The organism is Moorena sp. SIO4A5, from assembly GCF_010672005.1.
GTDB lineage: Bacteria > Cyanobacteriota > Cyanobacteriia > Cyanobacteriales > Coleofasciculaceae > Moorena.
Genome location: NZ_JAAHHZ010000031.1, coordinates 33414 through 58741, shown reverse-complemented (window position 1 = coordinate 58741; position 25328 = coordinate 33414). Strand labels below are relative to the sequence as shown.

Below are 25328 nucleotides of genomic sequence, written 5' to 3'. Positions count from 1 at the left end.
GTGCTTCCTTACAATTTAATGTCTATTTTATTATTTTATAGTCTCGTTACTAACCAGCCCTTTTCTGGCACTTTCCCAGTCTATTTGAGACTAAAATCTTAAAATAATGTAACATTATCGCGGATTGCGTCAATTCTCCTTTAATAATCTACCCACGGCTGCTACTTGATCATGGCTATTGGCTACCTTGCTCTTGTCCTTCACGCCCATTTACCGTTTGTTAGGCATCCAGAAAGTGATTATGTTCTAGAAGAAGAGTGGCTATTTGAAGCCATTACTGAAACCTATATTCCCCTACTACATGTTTTTGAGGGATTAAAGCGGGATGGGATTGACTTCAAAATAACCATTAGTATGACACCACCTTTGGTGTCGATGCTACGGGATCCACTACTACAAGAACGTTATGAGCGCCATCTGTCACTGCTCCAAGAACTAGCCAAGAAGGAGGTTGAGCATAATCAGCATAATGGTCATATCCGTTACCTAGCCCAACATTATGTTCAAGAGTTCAGCGCTATTCGCCAAACCTGGATACACTATGAAAGGGATTTAGTCAAGGCATTTAAACAATTTTTAGACAGTAATAACCTGGAAATTATCACCTGCGGTGCTACCCATGGCTATTTTCCTTTGATGAAAATGTATCCCCAAGCAGTTTGGGCTCAAATTCGGGTGGCTTGTGAACATTATGAGCAAAACTTTGGCTGTCCGCCCAAGGGCATCTGGTTACCGGAATGCGCTTACTACGAAGGGATTGAGGAGATGCTAGCAGATGCTGGTTTGCGCTATTTTCTGATGGATAGTCATGGTATTCTGTACGCTCGTCCCCGACCACGGTTTGGTACCTATGCCCCCATTTATACTGAGACAGGAGTTGCTGCCTTTGGTCGTGACCATGAGTCATCCCAGCAGGTGTGGTCTTCGGAAGTCGGGTATCCAGGAGATCCAGTATATCGGGAATTCTACAAGGATTTAGGCTGGGAAGCAGATTATGATTACATTAAAGCATATATTATGCCCCATGGACAGCGGAAGAATACGGGTATAAAATATCACAAAATTACAGACCGTGGTATAGGATTAGGGGAAAAGCAACTGTATGATCCGTATTGGGCAAAAGACAAAGCTGCGGAACATGCTGGAAATTTCATGTTTAATCGCCAGCAGCAGGTTAAACATCTAGCAGCAATGATACAGCGTTCTCCGATTGTGGTATCTCCCTATGACGCAGAGTTATTTGGTCACTGGTGGTACGAGGGACCTTGGTTTCTGGATGTCTTGCTCCGTAAGTCCTGGTATGACCAGAACACCTATGAAATGACTCATTTGGCAGATTATTTGCGGAATAATCCGATCCAACAAGTCTGTAAACCTTCTCAATCTAGCTGGGGGTATCAGGGCTTTCATGAATACTGGCTGAATGAAACCAATACCTGGATTTACCCTCATCTGCACAAAGCTACAGAACGGATGATTGAGCTGTCAAGGTTGGAAGCTACAGATGAGTTGGAGTGGAAGGCATTAAATCAAGCAGCGCGAGAGTTACTACTAGCGCAATCGTCAGACTGGGCATTTATTATGCGCACCGAGACAATGGTACCTTATGCAGTTAGACGAACGCGATCGCATTTGATGCGCTTTAATAAGCTTTACGATGATATCAAGCTGGGCAAGATTGATGCAGGCTGGCTGGAGAAAGTCGAGAAAATTGACAATATCTTTCCCAAGATTAACTATCGCGTCTATCGTCCTGTTTGAAATCTCCCCACACAATCCTGGGAAGATACAAGAAGATACAATAGAGAACGTTCCCTAAGCCAATCAAAATCCATGACGCCTTCTGAGTTAGATACTGCTCCCCAGGAAAGTTTGGATACTCTCAAAGACCCTGAGACCTATCTCGACGAGGTACCTAATGATGTCGAGATGTCTCTGTTCGACCATTTAGAGGAGTTGCGAAAGCGGATTTTTTACTCGCTGATTGCTGTATTCTTGTCCATGGCTGGCTGCTTTGTGGCAGTTAAGCCGATTGTTCAGTTGCTGGAAATTCCAGCTAGGGGGGTCAAGTTTCTGCAACTGGCTCCAGGGGAATACTTTTTTGTGTCCTTGAAAGTGGCTGGCTATAGTGGCTTATTGGTTGCTAGTCCTTTTATTCTTTACCAAATCCTTCTATTTGTTTTACCAGGGTTAACTCGTCGGGAGCGACGCTTCATCGGACCTGTGGTTTTAGGATCAACAGTTCTGTTTTTCCTAGGCTTGGTATTTGCCTACATTGCTCTAATTCCTGCCGCTCTGAATTTCTTTATCAGTTACGGAGCAGATGTAGTAGAGCAGTTGTGGTCAATTGATAAGTATTTTGAATTTGTATTATTGTTGATGTTTAGTACTGGCTTGGCATTTCAAATCCCAGTTATTCAAATGTTACTGGGGTTTTTGGGAATTGTTTCTTCCAAGCAAATGCTTTCTGGTTGGCGCACAGTTGTCCTAGGAGCAGCTATCTTGGGAGCGGTGCTGACTCCTTCGACAGATCCTCTCACTCAAAGTTTACTGGGGGGTGCTGTACTTGGTCTGTATTTTGGTGGGATTGGAATGGTAAAGTTGGTCGGGAAATAATATTAAGTCAGCTTAATCAACCCGCTATCAAAACTACCATCGCGCTTATAATTGTTAGCATGTGCTGGATATGCGTTAATTGTCAGCGAACTTTAATTACCAACTAATTTGCTAATTTTATGACTACCACAGCTGATATTAATCAGCATGCTATGATAGTTAAAAATACTGATTAGTATCAATATCTAAACCAGAAGGTAATTGAATGTTGGCTACAAATACCTTCTGGGAATAGGGAATAGGGAATAGGGAATAGTAGTCTAATTACTAATGACCAATTACTAACTAACTATCTTTAGCATTATTGTCGCTAATTATTAATAATAAGTCATGGCACAACCATGACTTATTACTATTGAGAAACAGATAATATAGCAACCGCCCTGGCGGTTGCTATATCTATGGAAGAGCCATTATCAAAAAATGTAGCCTACTAAAGATAATTACTATCGATAGTTACTATTAGTTAACTGTCTCAGTTCACCGCCAATCCTCCCAATTCTGATTAAAGATGGAAGTGTCTGGGAAAGCGGTGGGATTACCGTTTTTTTCCAACTGCTGGCGTAGAGCTTGGAGTTGGGTTTGTTGCAGGAGGGGTTCTTCTAGAAGCTGGTAAGGTGCTATCCCAGTTTCTAAGGAAAAAGCAGCGGTTGTACCAGCAGCAGCACCGGATGACCATTCAAAGGAATGCACCCGATAAGCAGCAGCGGCAATGTGACTGGTAGCAATACTTTTACCTCCTACTAATAGGTTGTCAATTTTCTGGGGAATTATTGCTCGCAGGGGAATTTGGAACGGATAGGCTTGACCTGCTCCCCGCCGTTCCCCTTGACGCTCGGTGTTTCCTGGGGTTTCTGCTGGACTTAGGGTCATACAGGGATGAAAGTCAATGGCATAGTGACCAATACCCACAGAATCAGGATAGATAGTAGAGCGACTGCGTTGACTGACTTGATCTGGCTGGATTTTACCTTGAATCACAGAGGGGGCTTCTAATCCAGCCAGTACTGCCCATAAGCGGCGATATTCGTCTGGTGAGAGGGTCTGCCGATAATACTCATCCTGGTAGTCACGGCGGGAAATATCCACTTCTGATATAGTAAAGCCTTGAGGATAGCCAAAGGAAGGGCGTCCAATAATCCGCCTCCCTTCCCGTATATAGGGATATTTAGACAACCCATGCATTGTCCCCATCGGAGAATCTAACCCCGTTAGATAGCGGTGATTGGGATGAGGCTCTTTTACCCCATCCCCAAGCTGGGAGTCGGTAGTTCCTGCGACTAGCCAATAGTAATAACCGAGAGCGTTTTCTTCTCCTTTCCGTAGACTTTCCGTACGCAAGCCTCCCATCCAGCCACCGGGAGCCAGTTGACCAGTAGTTCGTAATTGGCGACGGGTGTAAACTAGATTATCTTCTGAAGTGCCAGGACGATAATCATTACCCCATGTCCAGTTTTGCATGGAAATGTCCCCTGGAGTGGGAGCAGTAACCCCCCATCGGATCCGTTTACCCCGCTTAGAACTCCAAATTCGCCGATAGGTGAATACTCCTTCAAAGTCCGCTAGGCGCTGTAATTCATAGCTGTAGTAGGGTTGGTATTGCGGGTAAAAGGAGGGCATTTCTTGGGTTTGAGGCTCCTTGGTTTGCTCCATGGCAAAGGTGTAGGTAAAGCCTTGGGTGCAATAGGGGTCGTCAGTAGCACTAGATGCGGAAGGGTTTAGGTAGGAGCGGGAGTCAATCCCCAAACGGTAGGGAACGTCAGCTAGGGCAATAATTTCACCAGTTTCTGTTGCGTCGATAATATACCAATTAGAACTATTGTCTTGGGTCTGTTGGGGAACAATGCGCAAAATGCTTTTCTCAAAGCGGGAGGAATTCTCGTAGCTATACCAATCTTCAATAGTTTGAGATAGGGGAAAGGTGTTCAGGGCAGGAGCATCAGCAGTACTTTTGTGCTGAATAGCAATCACACTGTCAATGGTTTTGCCATCTGGGCTAATCTCTAGTTCCTTAACTACAGTAGAGGGAAACCATTTTAATGTCCCTTTTCCCCGTTTGGCCGCCTTTCGTAAAATATTAAACAGGATTTGGTGAGCATCACGGGGTAGAAAACAGGATTCGCTTACCCAGCAGTCCCCAGGATTGAGTTGACGGTAGTAGCGTTTAATGCGATCGCGTAATTCTAGATAGCCCTTAGGATAGAATAAACGCGATCGCTGAGTGGGTCGTTCATCCAGAGCAGAGGTTCCTTGGGCAGAAATTTGTCCCCCTACCCAGTCGGTAATCTCAGTCAAGCACACCGTTTGCCCGGCCAATAAGCCTTCATAGGCAGCCGCAGCACCAGCCAATCCACCTCCAATCACTAAGATTTCACAGGCTTCGGTTTGGTCTGGAGTTCTAGGGGGAGCTGCTATACCAGGAGATGGAGTAAACCCTAGTAATGATATGAATAGGGAAATACGGACAAGCGATCGCTTCATGATTCGAGATAGTCAGTAAAATCTTTGACGATAAATTACCCTAACTTATCAATACTGTCATCTCCCAAACGTTGTATCAATTATGCCATGGCATGTCAAAGCACCCGAAAAATATACGGGTAGCGATAGGGCTGATTAGGATTTTCCAGCACCTTGACTAAAAAATTTGGGTTTCAAGCCCCGTCCTTCGTTCGACGGCTTTTTTTTGTGCTACAATATTACGTAGAGTTTTTTCACGTCAAAATGATCGTCTTAGAGTTCAAGGTCAAAGGGAATAAAACTCAATATGCCGCGATTGATGAGGCGATCCGCACTGGTCAATTTGTCCGCAACAAGTGCATCCGTTATTGGATGGACAATAAGGGTATAGGACAAAAAGAACTGTATCGTCATAATACGTGGCTTAGAGCTGAATATCCTTTTGTAAAGGATTTGAACTCTCATGCATGTCAAGCTTCGGTTGAAAGAGCCTATAGCTCAATTGCTAGATTTTACGATAAATGCAAAAAGAAAGTTCCTGGCAAAAAGGGATATCCCAAATTCAAGAAATTTTCCAGATCGGTTGAATACAAAACATCGGGCTGGAAGTTGTCTTCTGATACTAAGTCAATAGATTTCTTAGACAAAAAAGGTATTGGAAAACTAAGACTTAAAGGAACTTGGGAATTATGGCGTTATGATCAGAAGCTAATTAAGCGAGTTAGATTAGTGCGCCGCGCGGATGGTTACTATGTTCAGTTCTGTATAAAAGTTGATGAAAAGGAATCTTTAGAACCTTCTCATACTAATATTGGGCTAGACGTAGGACTTAAGGAATTTTATACCGATTCCAAGGGAGGCGTAGAGCCAAATCCTAGGTTTTATCGTAAAGGCGAAAAAAGACTGAAGTTTTACCAGCGTCGGGTTTCTCGCAAAAAGAAAGGCTCATCCAACCGTAAGAAAGCCGTTAATAAATTAGGCCGGACACATCTTAAAATAAGTAGGCAGCGTGAAGAGCACGCCAAGAGACTGGCGCGCTGCGTAATCCACTCTAACGATGTGGTTGCTTACGAAGATTTAAGAGTAATAAATTTAGTTAAAAATCATTGTCTTGCTAAATCTATTAATGATGCAGGTTGGTATCAGTTCAGGAAATGGCTGGAATATTTTGGACAAAAGTTTGGTAGACAAACGATAGCAGTTAATCCCGCTTATACTAGTCAAAATTGTTCCAGCTGTTGTGAAGTTGTCAAGAAATCGCTATCAACGAGGACTCACACCTGTAAGTGTGGATGTGTTTTAGATTCGCCGAAGGCGACGCTACGCGAACGCGATCATAATGCAGCTATCAATATCCTAAAAAGAGCCTTGGGTACGGTGGGGCACACCGGAACCTGGATCATCGATCCCAACGCTTTAGGAGAGGACACCTCTACTTCTTCTGATTCCGGTCTGAAGAAGCAAGTGACCTCGTTGATCAAAGAATCCCCGTTCTTCTAGGACGGGGAGTGTCAATAAGGCAATTATGGGCATAATTAGACTGACAATACCTAATATAATTAGCAGCGGAATCCCAATAATCACCACAGCCAGTATTAAACAAATCACCACATATATATAAAGGCAATGGATTTTATCTTCCATAATACAGGTAAGTTGGTAGAGTTGATTGAACGGAACGAATTTATGTAAAGATATGTAAGGGACTAATCAATACGATGGCTAATCCGGTGTCGTCGGCTCATAATCTTTCTAACTAAGGCAGAACTACCAGTCGTCATATCCCGCCTTTGGTATTGCCTTCACTGGTCCCTTCCCTAAATTCCGAGTTTCAGTCTTAAATCACGATTCGGCTAAGGTTTGAAAGTGCTGGCCATCAATTTAGTCTTGCCATAGTGCTCCTGAGGGGTAAGCTTTACTATTTGGTGTTGCCTGAAACGGCTAACTTAATTTTCCCAACGCTTATCCAATCCTTAACCTCTGCTCAAAGGCCACCAATTAATAACCCCTACCCCGATAATTCATGGGAAATCATATAAAATTTAATCGACCTACATCTGCTCAATTGTCTAAGTATTTAATTCTTATTATCTTACTCCTGGGAATAGTTTTTCGATTAGTCAATATTGACAAAAAAGTGTATTGGATTGATGAAGCATATACATCCTTGCGAATTTCTGGCTATACCAAAGCAGAAATTATCCAAGAAATTGATGGTCGTCAAATTAATGTTAAAGAATTACAGCAGTATCAGCGTCCTAATGATAACAAAGATGTAGGTGACACGATCCAAGGGTTAGCGTTACATGAACCACAACATTCACCGTTATATTTTGTGATGGCTCACTTTTGGGCAAAATTGTTCGGTTATTCCGTTACGGTGATGAGAAGTTTACCAGCCTTGATTAGTCTTTTGAATTTGCCGTGCATTTATTGGCTTTGTTTGGAGTTGTTCGAGTCTCCCCTAACAGGATGGATTGCGATCGCATTGCTGTGTGTCTCTCCATTCCATGTGTTGTATGCCCAGGAAGCTCGACAATATAGCTTGTGGACATTGACCACATTGCTTTCCAGCATAGCCTTGCTGAGGGCGATGCGTCTTAGCACACTGATCAGTTGGGTAATCTATGCCATAACAGTTTCTCTAAATCTCTACAGCTATTTGCTTTCTGGATTAGTTTTTATTGGACATGGTATCTATGTTATTTGTATAGAAAAATTTCGTTTTAGTAAACAAGTCGTTAGGTATGGATTAGCTTCGCTTTTCGGCATTATTGCCTTTTTACCTTGGCTCAGATTGGTAATTGAAAACGGTATTGAATTGGGGGATTGGGCGGATAAAGAGACTCCACTCGGTAAACTGATCACCCGCTGGCTTATCAATCTGAGTTCTGTGTTTTTCGATATCCAGATTGGCTATAACAATCCCTTATTTGATGTGCGGTCAGGTCGAGATCTAAAGTTTAACTACGACCATTTACTGATTTATTTCGATATCCTTATTTTAATTATCGTAGGCTATTCTATTTATTTTATGTGTCGTCATAGTCAGCAGCGGGTTTGGTTATTTATCTTGACCATGATCGCAGTTGTTGGCATGTTTCCCATTGCTCAGGATTTAATTTTAGGAGGACAGCGTTCCAGCATGGCTCGCTATTTCATTCCTTGTTACTTGGGTATACAACTTGCTGTTGCTTACCTCCTTGCTAAAAAAATTAATCCCCTTAATGGTCAGACAATAAAACGACAACAACTATGGCGATTAGTCGCTATTACAGTTATTTCAGGAAGTGTGCTGTCTTGTGCCATTAGTTCTCAAGCAGAAACTTGGTGGCATAAATACAGTAACTATTACACGCCTGAGGAAGCTCATATTATTAATCAATCCAATCGTCCCTTGGTGATTAGTAGTGATATCATGCGATTAGTGTCTCTGAGTTATTTACTTGAGCCAAAGGTGACCTTACAGTTAATCAAAACTAAGGATTCTCCTAAAGTTTTTTCCAGTTTCAGTGACGTCTTCTTATATAGACCTTCTCCAAAACTGCGACAAAAATTTGAAGAGGAGTCACCCTATGACGTTAAAGCAGCTCATAAACGCAAGCATCTCTGGAAGCTAGTGCGGTGAAACCAAAAGTGAAAAGGCAAAAGAAACTTGACCAATGACCAATCACTCATGACTAATGACTAATCAAATCTAATCAATTTTTTTCCACAACAGAGTTTTCCGTTTTTTAAAGCCAATATTTCCTTCGTATATCAGGTTAAATTTATAGTTATTATGTTTTTCCATACTGGGGCGTAGCAATGAGGGTGATGGAATATTTTCCAAGACAAAAACATCACTAAATTTACCTGATAGTTTGGGTAAGCGTTCTTCAGGTATTTCTGAAACATTTTTGATTTTTTTGATCAGTTGTAATTGAACCTTCGAGTCAAGCTTATGGCTTAGGGATAGAATTCGATTGTGAGTACTATCGCTGAGTACAAGGGGAGCAGGAGACTGATTAATAATATTAGCAACGTCTGCATTATAGTAGTCGCTGTACTTCGTCCACCAAGTTTCAGCTTGAACAATAAGCACACCAGATATCACACCACAAGAGACTAAGATAACTGTAGTCAATCGCCATAAACGTTTTTGCCAAATACTAATCGAAAACTTACTTAGTTTGGTGGAGAGTAAATAGGAAATAGTCAGTTGAATCCCGATGTAAGTTGGGAGTTGATATCGAGCAATCGTTGAGCGCATGCCTCCTGAAATTATATCTGGTAGCACTAAGGGTAGACTAGTAAATCCCATCAGGAGCAAAACAAATAGCCAAACTTGTTTTGGAGTATAGCGACAGAGAAAATATAGCCCATAAACCACTAGCCCCACAATTGGTAGCACTAGGTAAGTTCTAGGCTGGGTGTAGCTAAAGGTTAGGTCAAACGGGTACTCCTTGCCTAGGGGTACATCAAAAAAGCCGTAGAGTAGATTCTTCAGCCAATATCGACCCAGATCCAGGGGGGGTAATTCTTTAATAACCCATCCCCATTGCTTGCTAGCTCTGGGTTCATTTTCCAAGAAAACAGCTAACCAAGGTGAAAATATCAACAGTGCTGCTGTGACCGCTGAGATGTAAGCAATTACCCGTTGACGCCCTTGCCAACCTGCGATGATCAGGACATAAATGCCGTGACCTAGGATAATGGGTGCTGAAAATAAATGAGAGTAGAAGGATAGCGCTACAGAAAGTGCATAAATGCACCAACTCACCCTACTGTTGACTCGCATCGCTCGTAACAGGGAAGCACTCGATAGCAAGATACTCACAGTCCACAGACTATATTCCCGAACTTCCTGGGCATACAAAATATGGATCGGTGAAACAGCGAATAGCGACACGGCAAGCCATGGGGTCAATGATGCTCCAAATAGTTCTAAGCACAACCAGTACAGGCAGGGTAATCCCAGCAAGCTAATTAGAGCAGGTAAAGTGCGCTTGAGTGCTAGGGAACTACCAAGCCATTGTTCCCAGAATCGGGCTAATATATAGTAAACTGGCGGGTGTTGTGGCGCTTCTTCCCCTATAATTCGTAAGGTATTGGCGAGGCTACGGTCAGAATTAGGGGTCTGGTATTTTTGTAATTCTGTAGCGCTAATGACTTCACCAGTGTAGATATCCCCGATAATTTCTTCCGCTGAATAGCCAGCAATTCTAGAGGAGCTGAAAGTTTCATCCCCCCAATAGACTTTGCTGTCGAGATTGGCTAAGCGAAAGACTATTCCTAAGAGCAGTAGGCTAATGCATAATAGTCGCAAGGGAGGTTGAGGGAATTTCCCTAGCTGTAATCGTTTGGTTTCCATCACACAAAAAAGTACACCGAAAAGTACAAAGGAAATTTATTAGTGTTCGTTTAATTTTGATATTGTAATTGATCGCTTTTTATTGACCGTTTCATGATTAATGTTAATGTTAACGATAATATTTCACTGTTAACAATAATACTTAATCTAGAAACTTACCGATAACCGTCACCCCATTATCCCATTTTAAGTGTCTCTACCCAAACACAAAAAAGTATGAATCCCCCAGCCTCGAATCCCCCTAAAAACCAAGTAATATTTTGGTTTAGCTTGAGCCTAGCATTTGCTATGCTTTACAGCCTGATCGCCCTTGAAGAAGCCTTTAGTAATCAATACATTGTACAAGATGATGCCAGACAGCATGTATTTTGGATGCAACGGTTTTTTGATCCCAGCTTATTTCCCGATGATCTGATTGCCAATTACTTCCAATCTGTAGCACCCGCTGGCTATACTACCCTCTATCGGCTGATCGGATTTGTCGGGATTCATCCCCTCTTATTGAATAAACTACTACCCATGGTGCTAGGGTTGATTACCACTAGTTACTGTTTCGGGCTTTGTCTACAAATGCTGCCCATCCCAGCTGCAGGATTTATTGCGTCTTTGCTTCTAAATCAAACCCTATGGATGCTCGATGATTTAGTATCAGCAACCCCTAGGGCTTTTATTTATCCCCTGCTGTTAGCATTTTTGTACTACCTATCACGGCGCTCATTGATCCCCTGTCTCGTAGTGATCACCCTCCAGGGTTTATTTTATCCTCAGTGCGTTTTCCTGTGTTGTGGGGTTCTGGTGCTGAAACTGTTGCGTTGGCGAGAGGGTAAAATCAGACTATCCTCCCAGAAGAATGACTATTGGTTTTGTGCAGCTGGGTTAGGTGTGGCATTCATCGTCCTGTTGCCCTATGCTTTGACCACTTCTGACTATGGTCCAATTATCAGCGCACAGCAAGCCAAAACCATGCCAGAATTCCAACCAGGAGGGCGAGTCGCCTTTTTCGATCACAACCCATGGGATTTCTGGTTGGAAGATGCTCGCAGTGGTCTATTTCCCCGAAGACAGCGTTTACCTATAGCTGTCTGTGCTGGTTTACTATTGCCTATCCTGCTAAGATTTCCCTCATGGCTACCGTTAGTGAAGAAAGTCAAAGGGGAAACGGTACTCCTGACTCAACTGGCCCTGGTATCCCTTGGCATGTTCATTATGGCTCATGCTGTCCTGTTCCGACTGCATCTACCCAGCCGTTACAGTAAGCATAGTCTGCGAATTGTGCTAGTCTTAGCTGCTGCGATCGCTATAACTCTATTACTCGATGCTATTATTCAAGCTTGCCAGAGGCTAGCCTTTCCTCGAATTCCAGGGAAACCAGTGTTGGGACGAGCGATCGTTACACTGGTAGGAATAGCTCTAATCTTGTCTCCTCTTGGTTTCCATAATTTCCCCAAAACTAACTATGAGGTTGGGAGGAAACATGGCCTCTATGAATTCTTTGCTAAACAACCAAAGGATATCTTGATTGCCTCACTATCAAAGGAAGCCGATTTCTTGCCAACGTTTTCTGGACGGTCAGTCTTAGTCAGTAGAGAATACGGTATTCCCTATCATACTAACTATTACAACCAATTTCGCAACAGAGCGATTGATTTAATTCAAGCCCAGTACAGTCCAAACTTAGCTGAAGCCAAACACTTTATTAGGCAGTACAACATTGATTTTTGGTTGTTAGATAAAACAGCATTTAATCCACAATATATAACTAAAAATCGCTGGATTATGCAGTATCAACCAGTAGCAGCAGAAGCTCAAGCTCGACTCAAACAAGCCATTGTTCCGGCAATTGTTAACGTTATCGATTCCTGTTCTGTTTTCGAGACAGATAAGATTGTCGTTTTGGATACCGAATGTATTGCGATTACCGGTAAGAGGTAAATAGGTAAGCCCAAATCAAGCTGGCAGCTATGTAACTATATATAAACAAATCTATCTAAACATGCTGGCTCAAGGGAATAGATTGAATTTCTAGATGTTTTACAAAACTTGACATCAGTCGGTTCCATTAGTCGGTTGAATCATGCCTACCTACTAAATGGGTAATTTGGGAAACCTTAGCAATTTAGGTGATCCCAGCCCTGAACGCTACTCGGTATGACACTAACTATTGGTTTTCATCATCACTTTAAGAAGCGATCGCATCCCCTTCTTGACCCAATCAATCGAACCCAAAAAACAAAACTCAATCAATTAGGGGGTCAAACCCCTCAACTTATCTGAAACGACTGGGTTCAAGATTTTAATTAGATGCCCTAAATTGTTGTTAAAGTCCATTCTTCCATTGTAGCAGGCATTACCAAATTCAGCCATCAAACCCTACCTATCCCAGGGCTAAACCATTGCTCTGTATCTAATACAGGAAAAGGAAGACAAGGTGGACTTGGAAGAAAGACAAAATAACCAAACAAAATCATCCCCCTATATCCTTGCTCTGTCTCTCCCCTTACTCTAAAACAAACTAAAACAAATACCTAAGCCCTGGTTGAATACCACAAGCCACTCCAAAGCAATTTGGACAGGGTTGGATATCACTATCAAGACTGAGACAGGAAGTATCTCAGTTTTACTACTAACGTTTACACCACAGGGCGTAAACGCTGCTTGGCGATCAAAACACTACCTCTAATTTTGAACTATGAAACCCTGTGTCAATCAGCATTTAGGTGCCCATGTATTCTGGAATCATTATCAGCCTCATCAACCATTAACACTCTTTTCTAAAACTGCTCACCCTTTACCGGATAAACGTTTTTATCGTAAGGGTAAACGGTTACGCTTAACTGTCCAGGTTTCCCTAGTCGTTTTAACACTAACCTTAATGCTATCAAGGGTGATGCTAGTCCTGTTAACATACGTATTTTCATTCCCAGCTACTGAGCACTAACTATAATGGTTAATGGTTAGTGGTTAATGTTCAATTAACCATTAACCATTAACAAAAAGCAACCATATTAAAAGTTATTAACTGGACTTCATATCATCTCATGTTCTGATCTAGAAGCTTTTTCACCTTCATGGTTGCTGAATCGGTTGTATAGTAGTCCTGATGGTGATAATAGGAGCTAGTTGCGTAGTTCTCAACATCATTAGCAACAATACCTAAAAGATTAGTCCTAGAGGTTTTGAGTTCATCCAACGCTTGCATTAGAACTGAGCGGTCAGTCTTGTTTAATCTGCCTACGAAGACCATACCATCCGTGTTAGCTGCTAGAAGGCGGCTATCGGCAAGTCCGATCACGGGAGGTGTATCATAAATAACTAAATCAAAAACAGCATTAAAATGCTCCATCAAAGTTCCCATCTTTGGCGCAGATAGTAACCGAATCGGATCATGTGCTGGGGAACCAGCAGTTAGCACATGAAGATGATCCCACATAGGCACTTGCTGGATGGCTCGGTTAGCTTTGATCCCCTTACTAAGGACGTCACTCAAACCAAGTTGATTGTTCAAACCAAAAATTTTATGTACCCGGGGACGGCGCAGATCTGTATCCACCAGTAGCACCCGCCGACCCATAGCAGCAGCCACTATAGCTAGGTGGACAGCAACGGTAGATTTACCGTCTGCTGGTCTAGCTGAGCTAATCACAATAGATTGGATTGGCTGATCCCAGCCCAGTAAGCCGATATTGCGATGGAGGAACCGAAACGCCTCTAAAAAGGGAGAAGCTTGCTGCAGTTTTGGCGTTGAGTTATTTTTCTGATTCTTAGGGAAGTTTGGAACAAAAGGTATACCTTTGCGGCTTGTTGATGACTTGGTTGGCTTAAGTGCTGGATGGTAAGGAATAACACCAAGAAGAGGCAATTGGGTGCGATGTTTAAGTTCGTCGGGAGAGTGGAACACATGGTCTAAGCGCTCCATCAACCACCCTGTTCCTGCACCCAGTAATATACCTGCGATCGCTCCCAAAATAATTTGAAGTTCCTGATGTTGCGGAATCGGATATTGAGGCTGTTTGGGTTTGAGAATAAGTTCCCAAGAATAAGGCTGGAAGCTTTCCTTAAGCTCCAACAGAGTATCTAATCGTTGGGTTGTCTCTTTAAGTTTATGCCGTAAACTGGTGTACTTTGGATCTATCGCCAACATCTGTTTCATGTCTTGCTCAAGACTTTCTTCTTCCTCAGCAAGAGCTTGTTGTCGTGCTTGCAAAACTGATATTTGGATGCTCTGATCTACCAGTTTTTGAGTTAGCTGCTGGTGAATTGAATTGGGTGATATCTTAGGAACATCTGTATCTGTAAGTTTAATACCTAGTACCTGTTCAGCTTCAGAGCGTACCAGGGATAAGAAATTATACTGTTGCTGCTTGAGGGTCTTGATGGTGGGACTGTCTGGAGTATAGCGGCTTGACTCGATAGCAATCTCAGCCTCAACCTGTTCTAGGTGGTTGAGCATCTTTTGGTAGTAGGGGTTTTCGGCCAAAGTCACTTGAGCCAAAGCTAACTCCGAAGCACGAGAGTCCTTGACCTGATTTGATGACAGTCCTAGCTTTTGAGAAATGATCTGGTAAAAGGACTGAGCTTCCTTAAGCTGGATGTGAGTATCTAATTGCTGTTGCTTAATCTGGCTAATCTGAGTTGAAAGCTGCTGTTTTTGATTATCATAGTCAATTAACTTGTACCCTAGCTCCAACTTCAGCAGTTCTTCCTGCAGTCTGTCTACCTCTTGGCGAACTTGAGGCAACTCTCTATTTGCTAGCTCAAGGTCCTTGTGATGGTAACTTGCTTCTTGTTGGCGGGAGTACTTGATATAATTATCGGCAAGCTGGTTTAAAACAAAGTGAACTTTTTGAGGATCGCTATCACGGTAGCGGACTTCTAAGACACTAGTTCCTTCAATGTGTTTGATCCTCAGGTGATTATTCTTGACTAAAGACTTGTAGCTAGTTTTTCCATAGCGCTTGTTTATTTCCTCAATCACGGGAGTGATCAGTTTATGACTACGCAGTACCAGCATTTGGGTTTGATAAGCCAAGCTCTCAAAACCTGGTGTCGATTGATTTTCATCATCCTGTGCTGTCAGAGGCTCCAGACGCAGTCGGAACTTGCCTTCGTACAGAGGTTTCTGATTAGAAGTCCATACAAAAATACTAGCTGTGATCGTAATTGCTACACCAGCAGCCGCTAAAAAGCGACGCCGTATGATCGTCCAAATCTCCTCTAGCTTACGCCCATCCTGATAGTATTTTGAGTTTCTAGTGTGGTAGATGACGGGCTGTGAGTGGAAATATTTACCATTCCCCTGTGGGAAAAGCTCTGATTTATTGCCCATCTCTATATGTGCCTTTTTATTTATTGGTTTAAGTTATGTTCAAGAGTAACTGAACCTATGGCTAATCGCTCCCCTATCATATCCTTCAGTATTTGCCACTAACCATCAGCTCTGTAGTTAGTTTGTGTTAACAAACTAGTATTTGACACTAGAACTGGAAAATTTTACGCAAAACTTATCAAATATCCGGATAAAATGAAGGAATGGTTAAGTTAGGGGAATCGTGTTTGCTGGTACCAAGTTAAATTCATAGGTAGCACTATCGTAAGGATTCAGCCTACCGCTGTCAGCTATCAGCTATAAACTATCAACTAGCAGCCGCTTTCACTGCACGGGATCAGATCAGCAAAACGAGCAGGAATTTTCAACCAGCGGTACCAGCCCGTAACCTTGTTGACTACCTCCCGTTGATTAGCTGACGGCTGACCACTGATAGCACCTCAAGTAGCACCTCAAGTAGCGCATATGCTTGCGGTAGCACTATCTACCTATCTCCCCATTAGCTTGTCCTCCTGCCTAGCTAAATAACACTTCAAGAAGGCAATTTAGTTTAGTAGTATGGTCTTGAATTTAAGTTATAAATATAAAAAGGAAAAGGTCAATGGTTGGAATTCCTTGCCCTTTACCCCTTTACTAAACTTTTAAAGTTTAATCAGGAAGCAATTAGACAAATGATTATCTTAAAATAAATTGCCCCTGACAATGAAAAACTGATCATGGGGTATTTGGCTCGAATCAGATCAATTTTCCATTTTTCCATTTTTCCATTGACGACTCCTCAAGCAAAGCTAGAAAACCCCATATCTAGAGGGATATCTTGTAACCTTCCAGGACCGACTGCTTGAATAGCTTCTTTCAGAGACATATCTCCGGTGTAAAGCGCACGACCAACAATTACACCCCTAACCCCTAGAGGTTCGAGAGTCAGTAGACTCAATAGATCAGTGATTGAACTGACACCCCCAGAGGCAATCACGGGGATGGAGATATGACTTGCTAGTTCTCTTAGAGCGTCTAGGTTTGGTCCAGACAGAGTTCCATCCCGGTGAATGTCGGTGTAAATAATCGTAGTTACTCCCAGCTGAGTCATTTGCTCAGCTAGGTCAATAGCTGCAATTTCTGAGGTTTCTAACCAACCGTGAGTGGCCACCCATCCCTGACGAGCATCAATACCAACTACAATCTTCCCTGGGAATTCAGTGCAAAGCTGTTCCACTAGGGAAGGGTCTTCCACCGCTGCCGTCCCTATAATGACTCTATCGACGCCTAGAGTCAACAGTTGAGTGACTCCGGAGCGGGAGCGTAATCCACCACCGACTTGCACTGGCACAGGTACCGCCTGCACAATTGCTTCGATTGCTTTAGTGTTCACTGGCTTACCCAGTTTTGCACCATCCAAATCAACGACATGCAGCCTTGATGCACCTTGTTCAACCCATTGTTTCGCTACCTCGACTGGGTTATCGTTAAATATTTGCGCACGTTGGTAGTCTCCCTGGACTAACCGCACACATTTTTCTTCAAGTAAGTCTATAGCTGGAATAACATCCATGACTAAATTTCCCCCTAACCTATACTGAACTACGGCACACCAATCCCAGCAGGTATGGTGTAGGCTTCTGACATCACGGGGGTAGCCCAAGTCTAGGAGTTACGTCCTCGATTTGGTCTTAGATCCCCTGCAAGCCACTTCTTTCTGGCTACCCTTGCCAGTAGTAGTCGTTATTGTTCGATTGAAGCACTACCACTGGGCAATTCTGCCAGAATCTTAAACCGCACATGATTAATGGCTAACTCACCAATGGAAATATCTTCCTTTTTCACAGGCACCCCTTGACTCTTCAGGATTTCAAACTTAATTCCTTTACCGATCTCTATATGGTACCAGGCAAGACCCATCAAAAACCGAGTGGAATAAGGACCCCCTTCAACCGTATCATCAGCACTCGATTCCATCGGTAGCCAGCCGATTCCTGGGATATAAAATTCCATCCAAACATGATTAAAATCTGGTACCAAAGGAATACCGATTTGGTCAGGATGGGGAGGGCATTTGTAACGACCAACAGTGCGGCAGGCAATACCATTAAGGCGTCCCAAAGCTAGCAATACTCCCAAATACTCCCCGCAAGACCCCACACCCCGTCGTAGCACAATGTCAGGAGTATCTATTTTAGGGGTCACGTGGTAGGAAAGTTTGTCGTAGACATAATTGCGAATACTGTAGACTTGCCGCAACAGATTCGTTTCGCTACCAATTGCTTCTTTAGCCGAACGGCGGATGATTTCTGTATCCATGGCTAACTTGTCATCATCCACCAAATAACGGTTCTGAAATTCTGGCGCTAACTCAGGCAACGCCTCCATATCCCGTGGTGTCAGGCGGTACTTGATACTCCAGACTTCTAGGAGTGCCTTCCAACCAAAGATATGGCGTTCCCCTGGCTTGAGGTTGTCAAACTTAAAGACGGCAACTTGCTGACCATCTTGAACGTCTATAGTAAAGGGTATACCCACGGGTTCGACTTTTGAGACCTTTTGTCGGTCAGTTTCCGATGGCAAGGCAATTCGCCATTCCAAATCATTCAACTCGATATCCTTGAGGGGATCAAGTTCCTCCACGTAGGACATTTCGATTAAATAGCCATTGGAGAGTGCGTAGCGACCTTCCGGATTGTAGGTAAAGTGTAACGGATGAATAAAAGTGCGATCGCGATACTGCAATTCATAATTAGGATCAGCGTTAGGGTTATCCCGGATGTAAGCCTCCTCAGTTGCATAAGCAACATAGAGGGTATCGTCTCCCGTCTGGGGGTCAGAACAAAACGCTAAGCCAGTAGGATTTTCAAAGGGGGTGAGTACACTGAACTGAATTTCGCCAGTTGCTCGATCAAGACAGTAAACTGTCTGTTCTTGGTCATCCGATACCCACAGTTCTTCATCGCGGATTGTTATATGTTCAATGCCAACTCCGGGAGAACGCAACCGGGTAATCTCATGACCTGTATTGCTGCTATAAATAATAATATATCCAACTTTTTTACAGGTAACATAAACAGTTGAATCTTTAACAGCGATTCCGTTAGCGGTGTAAGGCAAATCAACAAAGTGTTGTAGGTTTAAATTATCATTTATCTGGCAAAAATATACACTAGATTGTAGTGTTAACCATAGGGTTTCTCCTGCCAGGGCTAAACCAGTCACACCGACCAAATCCGAGTCCCGTTCTGGATTCAAAATTGTTGTGTTATCCGTGAAGGTATCAATTTGTAGGAGATAACCCTTAATCGAGTCGATAGCAATTATTTTTTCTTTCCAAAATGCTATCCCTTGCAAGGAAGATGCTCCAATTGGTCGGATAGTTTTGTCGAATTTTTGTCGCTCTTTAAAAAATGAAGCTGAATTCAGAATCATGAGGAAATCAGATGAAGAACAGATAAAGATTTCGACAAGATTATAAGCTTATAGTGGCGATGTCTCAAATACCTGAAGTTATTGTTAAAATGATGCAGGTAAGGTCTGAAAACCTGATCCTCTTAGAGGGGTTACGGGTTCCTCGAAGGGCTGTTGTTCTGCCATACTTGTTACTTATCCTGCTTACTTAAGAGAAACTTGGCTCTACCAGGGAATAGTTTTATCATGGCTTGGTTAACACGTTCATCAAAATTTACGCTCTTAATGGTTGCTTTGGCTTTTACTCTGGCAGTCAATCTTCCAGCCCAGGTACAAGCTCAGGCGAGTTTTTCCCTAGGGAGGGAACTGATTGAGAAGATACCGAACCACTGGGAATTATCTGAATATAATCCACCTTCAGACGGCGAAAATGGTACACCCTCGGATGTCGGACGTCCTGGAGGAACTAGGGGGGATTGCTACTATATATCAAACCGCAACATTCCTGTTGTAGCCTTGGTTCCGATTTCTGGGATGGGAACAACGGTTTCTGAATACCCCACTTTCTCTTGGTATATGCCCTGTATAAAATATGCATCAGGGCATGATTTAAAGTTTGTGCTGAAAGATGCCAATGGAAAGGAGCTTTACTCAGTCAAGTATCCCTTACCCGATACGGTATATCCTGGATTTAGGAGTATAACGCTTCCTCCCTTTGTGAACCTACCTCCGTTAGAAGTTAATCAGAAGTATGACTGGCAGGTAGGATTGATTGATCCCGGCGACTCGTCAAACAATATCTATATTGATGGTGGGGTCAAGCGAGTTGAAGAAGATCCAAACCTAGGGCAAAGTCTAAAGCAAGCAACCCTCCAACAGCGTGTTGCGATCTACGCAAATGATCGGCTTTGGTACGAAACATTAACGACTCTGTTAGAGTTGCGAAGGCAGAGCCCCAAAGACGAGAACTTGGAAGAAGCTTGGAACAAACTCCTGGCTTCCGTCGGGTTAGGTGGAATTGCCAAAAAAACCTTGTTTGAACAAGCCAGTAGGACTAACAACTAAATAACGAAATATATTAGGTTATTAATACCTGTATGAATACAACGTATGAATACAAATCGGTATAATAACACTCAAGACCCTGACCAACAAGAGATTCTCAGTCCTATAGCCCAAATTATCCAACAAGACTATCAAAGGTTCCCAGCTGACCAAACTTATAGCATCTACGCCTCAGACGTCTATTTTAAAGACCCCCTCAACCAGTTTCGCGGGCTTGAGCGTTACAAACAAATGATTGCCTTTATCAATCGCTGGTTCCTTGAGCCCCATCTAGATTTGCAACACATTTCCCAGTCAGGAGATACAATTAAAACCCGCTGGACTCTGAGCTGGACTACGCCATTACCCTGGAAACCTCGAATTACTATTCCTGGCTGGAGCGAGTTAAAGCTGAATCCTGAGGGATTAATTGTTTCTCATATAGATTATTGGGACTGTTCACGCCTGGACGTAATTAAGCAGCTTTTGTAGAGTAATGTAAAGTAAATAAATGTAAACTTTTCTCAGAACAGCTGGAGCATACCATGCGCGTAATTTTGATGACCGGTAAAGGAGGAGTAGGAAAAACCTCTGTAGCCGCTGCAACTGGCTTGCGTTGTGCCGAGTTAGGCTACAAAACCCTAGTTCTGAGTACTGACCCAGCTCACTCCCTAGCAGATAGTTTCGATATTGAACTCAGTCACGAACCCCGATTAGTCCGTCCCAACCTTTGGGGAGCAGAACTTGACGCTCTGATGGAATTGGAAGGAAACTGGGGAGCGGTTAAGCGTTACATTACCCAAGTGCTGCAAGCTAGGGGCTTAGATGGGGTACAGGCAGAAGAATTAGCCGTTCTTCCTGGTATGGATGAAATTTTCGGTCTCGTCCGCATGAAACGCCACTACGATGAAGACGAGTACGATGTTCTGGTTATTGATTCAGCTCCCACTGGTACTGCGCTACGGTTACTGAGCTTACCAGAAGTAAGTGGCTGGTATATGCGCCGTTTTTATAAGCCACTACAAACTATGTCAGTTGCTCTGAGACCTTTGGTTGAACCATTATTCAAACCCATTGCTGGCTTTTCTTTACCAGATAAAGAGGTCATGGATGCTCCTTATGAGTTTTATGAACAAATTGAAGCCCTAGAGAAGGTACTCACTGACAACCAACAAACATCAGTGCGTCTGGTGACTAATCCTGAGAGAATGGTGATTAAGGAGTCCTTACGAGCTCATGCTTACTTAAGCCTATACAACGTTGCCACTGATCTAGTTGTTGCCAATCGGATCATTCCTGACCAAGTAACTGACCCATTTTTCCAACGCTGGAAAGAAAATCAGCAACAGTACCGCCAGGAAATTCACGACAATTTCCGCCCTTTACCCATTAAAGAAGTTCCCCTCTATTCCCAAGAGATGTGCGGTATTGAGGCGTTGGAGCGTCTCAAAGAAACCCTCTATGGTTCAGAAGATCCCACTCAAGTGTATTACCAAGAAAACACCATTAGAGTAATACAGCATAAAAATGAGTACAGCCTAGAACTCTATCTACCTGGTATACCCAAAGACAAAATACAGCTTACTCAAACAGGAGATGAATTGAATGTTCGCATTGGTAACCATCGCCGCAATTTAGTCCTCCCCCAAGCTTTAGCAGCCCTAAAACCTTCAGGAGCCAAGATGGAAGAGGATTATCTAAAAATCAAATTTGCCACTGGTGCAGTTAAGATTTGATCATGCCTTGTAGAATTGGAGTCAATCTACACAGCAGTAAATTAACCCTTTCTTAGATCCTGAGCCATTTTGAGGAACGGATCCAGGCTTGAGTCAGGGCGACGGGGTTTAGAGCTTACCTGACCGTTTTGTTCTAATGTCCCTCCAGACTGGTAAGCAGGCTCAGAGGTGGCTATAGGTGTCTCATTTTGGGAAAGGGTTGCTTTATCCGTAGCAGAGATCTGCTCTACCACTTCACCGCTTAAAATAGCAGTTTTGGTCTTGGGATAGGATTTCTTGACCTTAACGCTGCTGCGCATGTAGTCAATGTTTCCCATTGTTTTGGCTTCATCTGTGTCCAAGAAATACTCTTGGGACTGGTTAGCTTCTATAGACTGTGCCATGTCCTGGCTGTCCTCATCAACGTACTTGGTCTGAGAGTTTAACAAATTAAAGAGTCCCATAGTTAATTTTTCCTGCCTCTAGGTAATCTATTGTTATTTTATGTTAACTATCATAAATATTTATATCATAAATCTGCAAAAACTGATATCAACACAAAAAAAACCTCAGCCACTTACAGAGGATATACTCTGTTAGTGGCTGAGGGAATTAGTCAGGGTGCATCTAGTACTTCTGTATCCAGCTGGGTTGTAATCCAATCAGGAAGCCAAATTAAAGATGGGGTGGAACCCCGCGCTTATTCAAAGCGGTAGGGAACCCGCACCAAGAGAGTTATTGCTGATAGGGCACATGCCTAGGCATATCGCCACCACTGGCTATAATGCTTAGCTAATATTTAGTTAATAAGAAACGCCACGATATTTGAGGTTTACTTTGTGTTGGCCAATTGGTAAAGGATGGGCACTACCCAATCGGCAATTCAGTCCCCGGTACTTGCCAATCAAGTCAACTGCTGTGGTGGAAACTGTGCAAGGATAGTATTGGTAGCTAACACCGCGATAAGAAAGTTTCATAGTCTTCGCCTCATAATGTCAGTGTAGTGATAAGAGGCGCGTTCCTTCAGGATTTATCCTTACTTCCGTCTCTCCATGAAGCTTGATCACCCATGCTCAAGTCATGAAGAGATGAACGATTTTCTGTTTCTGTATCTATTGTAACCGTTTTGCCCGTAAATCTCAATATCTTCATAAAAGTTAATAGTTTCCCGTTGTCGCCAGTTCTAACCTCAGGCGCTACAGTTAAATAACTGCAAGCTTGTGGGAGTGGCAAGACTATGAGTGATAAAGGTGAAAGTTATAAAGTTATTAGTGATAATCGACAAGCTCGTTTTCTCTACCAAATTTTAGAGACTTACGAGGCGGGGATTGAGTTAAAGGGAACGGAGGTGAAGTCTATCCGAGTTGGCAAGGTCAACTTGCGGGATGGCTATGGGTTGATTCGTGGTGGGGAAGCTTGGCTGCTCAATGTCCATATCTCTCCGTACCAAAATATCAACGAATATTTTAATCATGACCCCCGTCGCAGCCGAAAACTACTGCTGCACCGTAAGGAAATCAATAAGCTCACCGGTAAATTAGAACAGCAAGGTTTAACCCTTGTCCCCTTAAAGATTTATTTGAAGCGCGGCTTAGTTAAAGTCAGCATTGGTTTAGGCAGAGGGAAAAAGCTCCATGATAAGCGCGAGACGATCAAGAGGCGTCAGGATCAGCGAGATATGGCACGGGCTATCAAACGTTATTGAAGGTTGTTGCCCTTTGGCTTTCGGTGAAGGGTAGATTGGTAGGTTGGAGGGTTGTTCGCCTTTGGCGTTCCCGTAGGGCAGGTTGGAGGTTGTTCGCCTTTGGCGTTCCCGTAGGGCAGGTTGGAGGTTGGAGGGTTGAAAGTTGTTTGTTTAGCACAAAACTAGCAACCTTCAACCTTGGTAACTTGGTAACTTGTAACCTGCAACCTTCAAAGCAACCTGCAAATTTTAAACTTTTGAGGACTCAGAATTGGGATTGACATAGAAACTGGCAATAATGGCGACGACTAGCCACCATAGGGTCTGTACTTGAGGACGGTACCAAACGGTATCTACCAGACCATGGGCGAGCATTCCTGACATGGTAGCAATGGCTCCCATCAGCCAAAATCCCTGACGGTTAGCTAAATTTCTCAGACGACTCAGTTGTTGCATACCTTGGTTGATAGTGACCATTAGCAACCACAAGAAACATAACATCCCGATCAAACCCATTTCTACGGCAGTTTCTAAGAAAATGGAATAGGCACTGAGGGCGGTATATTTCGGGCGTTGGAAAAGGGGATAGATTTTGTTGAAGGCGTTGTTCCCTGGACCAATGCCAATGATGGGTCGGTCACGAATCATGTCCACCACAGCAGACCAAACATTCATGCGGAAGTTGTTACTACTATCTTCCCGACCAACAAAAATACTAGCAATGCGATCGCGTATAGCTGGAACAAACATGACTGCGAGAAGCATCACCCCAGCACAACTGCTTAATAGCGCTGGCATTGCCCAAGGGCGTAATTTAGGGGGCAACTGTACACTGTACCAATACACCAGCAGGATCAAGAAGACGAAAATACAAACAACAAAACCAATCCATCCACCCCGACTAAAGGTTAGCACTAGACAAACTGAATTCACGACCACCATCGTCAGTGCTAAGGCTTTGGGGAGCAAACCCTGCCAGACAAATACTGCTGCTAAACTCAATGCTACTGCTGGGATCAGATAACCAGCTAGTAAATTCGGGTTGCCCAGATAACTATAGACCCGCGTCAGTTTTGCTGCTGCTGAAGTGGGGTCTACCCAGGTAGCTAATGCTTCAGCCCCAAAAAACCACTGCCGCAAGCCGTAAATACTGACAATGAGTGATATATGGAGAAACAGGGTAATAATCCAGCTACGAAGCCGACCGGAACGCAATACCCTTGCCATCAGGGCAAAAAACAACAAATAAAGGGTTAATTTCACCAAACCACTACAGGCAGCACCTTTCACAGGAGAGAGTGCGGTGGCTATAGTGGCAACACTCCAGTAGAAGAAAACTAACAGATGAATGGGGCTTACCTTGGGCTTTCCTGTATCATCAGATAGGGTTAGCAATACCCAGAACCCTGCACTTGCAATTAACAAGATGCCTACTAGAGCATTGGACACAAAAGGAGCTAAACCGAACACCATAGCAACTATCATCGCTCCTATTGGGTCAGACCACTGTAGGAGCAAGCTACTCTGACGCCAAGCATCTAGGAGTCCCACCAGGCGATACAAATAGCTAGTGCCTCGCCACCGATACAGCTGTAAATTTGAGAGAGTAAACTTAGCCCATGCTGAATTCATTGTCTATTTTTTATTTGAACCCACCCTATCTATAATCTTTGATTTTAGATCAGGATTCATTCACCAAATACTAAAAAACTTTTCGACGCTTCCCGAAAAGCTGGT

At 43.2% G+C, this 25328-nt stretch carries 18 protein-coding genes and 1 riboswitch; of the genes, 9 read left to right on the top strand and 9 right to left on the bottom strand.

Features of this window, described 5'->3' with window-relative positions; translation table 11 throughout:
• Window positions 1–171: 171 nt before the first annotated feature.
• Together F6K57_RS11745 and tatC are read left to right on the top strand one after the other, a co-directional pair.
• On the top strand, window positions 172–1761 hold the full coding sequence (locus F6K57_RS11745; protein ID WP_293067678.1) for a glycoside hydrolase family 57 protein: 1590 nt from the start codon (window positions 172–174) through the stop codon (window positions 1759–1761).
• Window positions 1762–1833: 72 nt separating this feature from the next.
• The gene (tatC, locus tag F6K57_RS11740; RefSeq protein WP_070395249.1) at window positions 1834–2616 is read left to right on the top strand and encodes a twin-arginine translocase subunit TatC; all 783 of its coding nucleotides are present in this window, start codon (window positions 1834–1836) and stop codon (window positions 2614–2616) included.
• 480 nt (window positions 2617–3096) lie between these two features.
• Here tatC and F6K57_RS11735 read toward each other — a convergent pair whose 3' ends face one another.
• Window positions 3097–5097, bottom strand: a complete 2001-nt coding sequence (locus F6K57_RS11735) for an FAD-dependent oxidoreductase (RefSeq protein WP_293067675.1) — start codon at window positions 5095–5097, stop codon at window positions 3097–3099.
• Between the two features lie 243 nt (window positions 5098–5340).
• Here F6K57_RS11735 and F6K57_RS11730 point away from each other — a divergent pair, with 243 nt between their 5' ends.
• On the top strand, window positions 5341–6576 hold the full coding sequence (locus F6K57_RS11730) for a transposase (protein WP_293067705.1): 1236 nt from the start codon (window positions 5341–5343) through the stop codon (window positions 6574–6576).
• Between the two features lie 523 nt (window positions 6577–7099).
• On the top strand, window positions 7100–8704 hold the full coding sequence (locus F6K57_RS11725) for a glycosyltransferase family 39 protein (RefSeq protein WP_293067672.1): 1605 nt from the start codon (window positions 7100–7102) through the stop codon (window positions 8702–8704).
• Window positions 8705–8773: 69 nt separating this feature from the next.
• On the opposite strand, the gene F6K57_RS11720 is transcribed toward F6K57_RS11725, so the two are convergent.
• On the bottom strand, window positions 8774–10429 hold the full coding sequence (locus F6K57_RS11720; protein ID WP_293067670.1) for a glycosyltransferase family 39 protein: 1656 nt from the start codon (window positions 10427–10429) through the stop codon (window positions 8774–8776).
• Between the two features lie 288 nt (window positions 10430–10717).
• On the opposite strand from F6K57_RS11720, the gene F6K57_RS11715 reads away from it, so the two are divergent.
• Complete coding sequence (locus F6K57_RS11715) at window positions 10718–12361, top strand: hypothetical protein (protein ID WP_364302442.1); 1644 nt, start codon at window positions 10718–10720, stop codon at window positions 12359–12361.
• 1099 nt (window positions 12362–13460) lie between these two features.
• Here the strand turns inward: F6K57_RS11715 and F6K57_RS11710 are convergent.
• The 3 genes from F6K57_RS11710 to F6K57_RS11700 all read right to left on the bottom strand — a co-directional run bounded on the left by F6K57_RS11710 (window position 13461) and on the right by F6K57_RS11700 (window position 19169).
• Window positions 13461–15755 (bottom strand): polysaccharide biosynthesis tyrosine autokinase, encoded by a 2295-nt coding sequence (locus tag F6K57_RS11710; protein WP_293067664.1) that lies wholly within the window; start codon window positions 15753–15755, stop codon window positions 13461–13463.
• 778 nt (window positions 15756–16533) lie between these two features.
• Entirely contained in the window at window positions 16534–17307 is a 774-nt protein-coding gene (gene hisA, locus F6K57_RS11705; protein ID WP_293026019.1) for a 1-(5-phosphoribosyl)-5-[(5-phosphoribosylamino)methylideneamino]imidazole-4-carboxamide isomerase, read from the bottom strand.
• 170 nt (window positions 17308–17477) lie between these two features.
• Window positions 17478–19169: a transglutaminase family protein gene (locus F6K57_RS11700; protein ID WP_293067661.1), complete on the bottom strand. Its 1692-nt coding sequence runs from the start codon at window positions 19167–19169 to the stop codon at window positions 17478–17480.
• Between the two features lie 225 nt (window positions 19170–19394).
• On the opposite strand from F6K57_RS11700, the gene F6K57_RS11695 reads away from it, so the two are divergent.
• From F6K57_RS11695 to F6K57_RS11685, 3 genes are read left to right on the top strand one after another with little or no spacing between them, the layout of a single operon-like run.
• The gene (locus F6K57_RS11695; protein WP_293067659.1) at window positions 19395–20213 is read left to right on the top strand and encodes a DUF928 domain-containing protein; all 819 of its coding nucleotides are present in this window, start codon (window positions 19395–19397) and stop codon (window positions 20211–20213) included.
• Window positions 20214–20258: 45 nt separating this feature from the next.
• The gene (locus F6K57_RS11690; protein ID WP_293067656.1) at window positions 20259–20684 is read left to right on the top strand and encodes a DUF2358 domain-containing protein; all 426 of its coding nucleotides are present in this window, start codon (window positions 20259–20261) and stop codon (window positions 20682–20684) included.
• A 53-nt stretch (window positions 20685–20737) separates the two neighbouring features.
• On the top strand, window positions 20738–21928 hold the full coding sequence (locus tag F6K57_RS11685) for a TRC40/GET3/ArsA family transport-energizing ATPase (RefSeq protein WP_293026011.1): 1191 nt from the start codon (window positions 20738–20740) through the stop codon (window positions 21926–21928).
• A 41-nt stretch (window positions 21929–21969) separates the two neighbouring features.
• On the opposite strand, the gene F6K57_RS11680 is transcribed toward F6K57_RS11685, so the two are convergent.
• Both F6K57_RS11680 and F6K57_RS11675 read right to left on the bottom strand, forming a co-directional pair.
• Complete coding sequence (locus F6K57_RS11680) at window positions 21970–22371, bottom strand: hypothetical protein (RefSeq protein WP_293067652.1); 402 nt, start codon at window positions 22369–22371, stop codon at window positions 21970–21972.
• 339 nt (window positions 22372–22710) lie between these two features.
• The gene (locus tag F6K57_RS11675) at window positions 22711–22884 is read right to left on the bottom strand and encodes a DUF4278 domain-containing protein (protein ID WP_293026007.1); all 174 of its coding nucleotides are present in this window, start codon (window positions 22882–22884) and stop codon (window positions 22711–22713) included.
• Window positions 22885–22919: 35 nt separating this feature from the next.
• Window positions 22920–23004, bottom strand: a riboswitch (Glutamine riboswitch).
• Window positions 23005–23144: 140 nt separating this feature from the next.
• Between F6K57_RS11675 and smpB the strand changes: the two genes are divergently transcribed.
• Window positions 23145–23612: an SsrA-binding protein SmpB gene (gene smpB, locus F6K57_RS11670; protein WP_075903642.1), complete on the top strand. Its 468-nt coding sequence runs from the start codon at window positions 23145–23147 to the stop codon at window positions 23610–23612.
• Here the strand turns inward: smpB and F6K57_RS11665 are convergent.
• Together F6K57_RS11665 and F6K57_RS11660 are read right to left on the bottom strand one after the other, a co-directional pair.
• The gene (locus tag F6K57_RS11665; protein ID WP_293037574.1) at window positions 23599–23769 is read right to left on the bottom strand and encodes a hypothetical protein; all 171 of its coding nucleotides are present in this window, start codon (window positions 23767–23769) and stop codon (window positions 23599–23601) included. The two genes, smpB and F6K57_RS11665, sit on opposite strands and share 14 nt — an antisense overlap.
• Window positions 23770–23840: 71 nt before the next feature.
• Window positions 23841–25223 carry an IctB family putative bicarbonate transporter gene (locus tag F6K57_RS11660; protein ID WP_293028073.1) on the bottom strand — a complete coding sequence of 461 codons (1383 nt, stop codon included), beginning with the start codon at window positions 25221–25223 and terminating at the stop codon, window positions 23841–23843.
• Window positions 25224–25328: the final 105 nt, after the last annotated feature.

Coding starts and splice junctions, on each gene's coding strand:
- F6K57_RS11685 (WP_293026011.1), top strand. CDS start 20,738: ATGCGCGTAATTTTGATGACCGGTAAAGGAGGAGTAGGAAAAACCTCT.
- F6K57_RS11710 (WP_293067664.1), bottom strand. CDS start 15,755: ATGGGCAATAAATCAGAGCTTTTCCCACAGGGGAATGGTAAATATTTC.
- F6K57_RS11720 (WP_293067670.1), bottom strand. CDS start 10,429: ATGGAAACCAAACGATTACAGCTAGGGAAATTCCCTCAACCTCCCTTG.
- F6K57_RS11730 (WP_293067705.1), top strand. CDS start 5,341: ATGATCGTCTTAGAGTTCAAGGTCAAAGGGAATAAAACTCAATATGCC.
- F6K57_RS11735 (WP_293067675.1), bottom strand. CDS start 5,097: ATGAAGCGATCGCTTGTCCGTATTTCCCTATTCATATCATTACTAGGG.
- F6K57_RS11700 (WP_293067661.1), bottom strand. CDS start 19,169: ATGATTCTGAATTCAGCTTCATTTTTTAAAGAGCGACAAAAATTCGAC.
- tatC (WP_070395249.1), top strand. CDS start 1,834: ATGACGCCTTCTGAGTTAGATACTGCTCCCCAGGAAAGTTTGGATACT.
- F6K57_RS11695 (WP_293067659.1), top strand. CDS start 19,395: ATGGCTTGGTTAACACGTTCATCAAAATTTACGCTCTTAATGGTTGCT.
- hisA (WP_293026019.1), bottom strand. CDS start 17,307: ATGGATGTTATTCCAGCTATAGACTTACTTGAAGAAAAATGTGTGCGG.
- smpB (WP_075903642.1), top strand. CDS start 23,145: ATGAGTGATAAAGGTGAAAGTTATAAAGTTATTAGTGATAATCGACAA.
- F6K57_RS11675 (WP_293026007.1), bottom strand. CDS start 22,884: ATGAAACTTTCTTATCGCGGTGTTAGCTACCAATACTATCCTTGCACA.
- F6K57_RS11690 (WP_293067656.1), top strand. CDS start 20,259: ATGAATACAAATCGGTATAATAACACTCAAGACCCTGACCAACAAGAG.
- F6K57_RS11680 (WP_293067652.1), bottom strand. CDS start 22,371: ATGGGACTCTTTAATTTGTTAAACTCTCAGACCAAGTACGTTGATGAG.
- F6K57_RS11715 (WP_364302442.1), top strand. CDS start 10,718: ATGCTTTACAGCCTGATCGCCCTTGAAGAAGCCTTTAGTAATCAATAC.
- F6K57_RS11725 (WP_293067672.1), top strand. CDS start 7,100: ATGGGAAATCATATAAAATTTAATCGACCTACATCTGCTCAATTGTCT.
- F6K57_RS11745 (WP_293067678.1), top strand. CDS start 172: ATGGCTATTGGCTACCTTGCTCTTGTCCTTCACGCCCATTTACCGTTT.
- F6K57_RS11660 (WP_293028073.1), bottom strand. CDS start 25,223: ATGAATTCAGCATGGGCTAAGTTTACTCTCTCAAATTTACAGCTGTAT.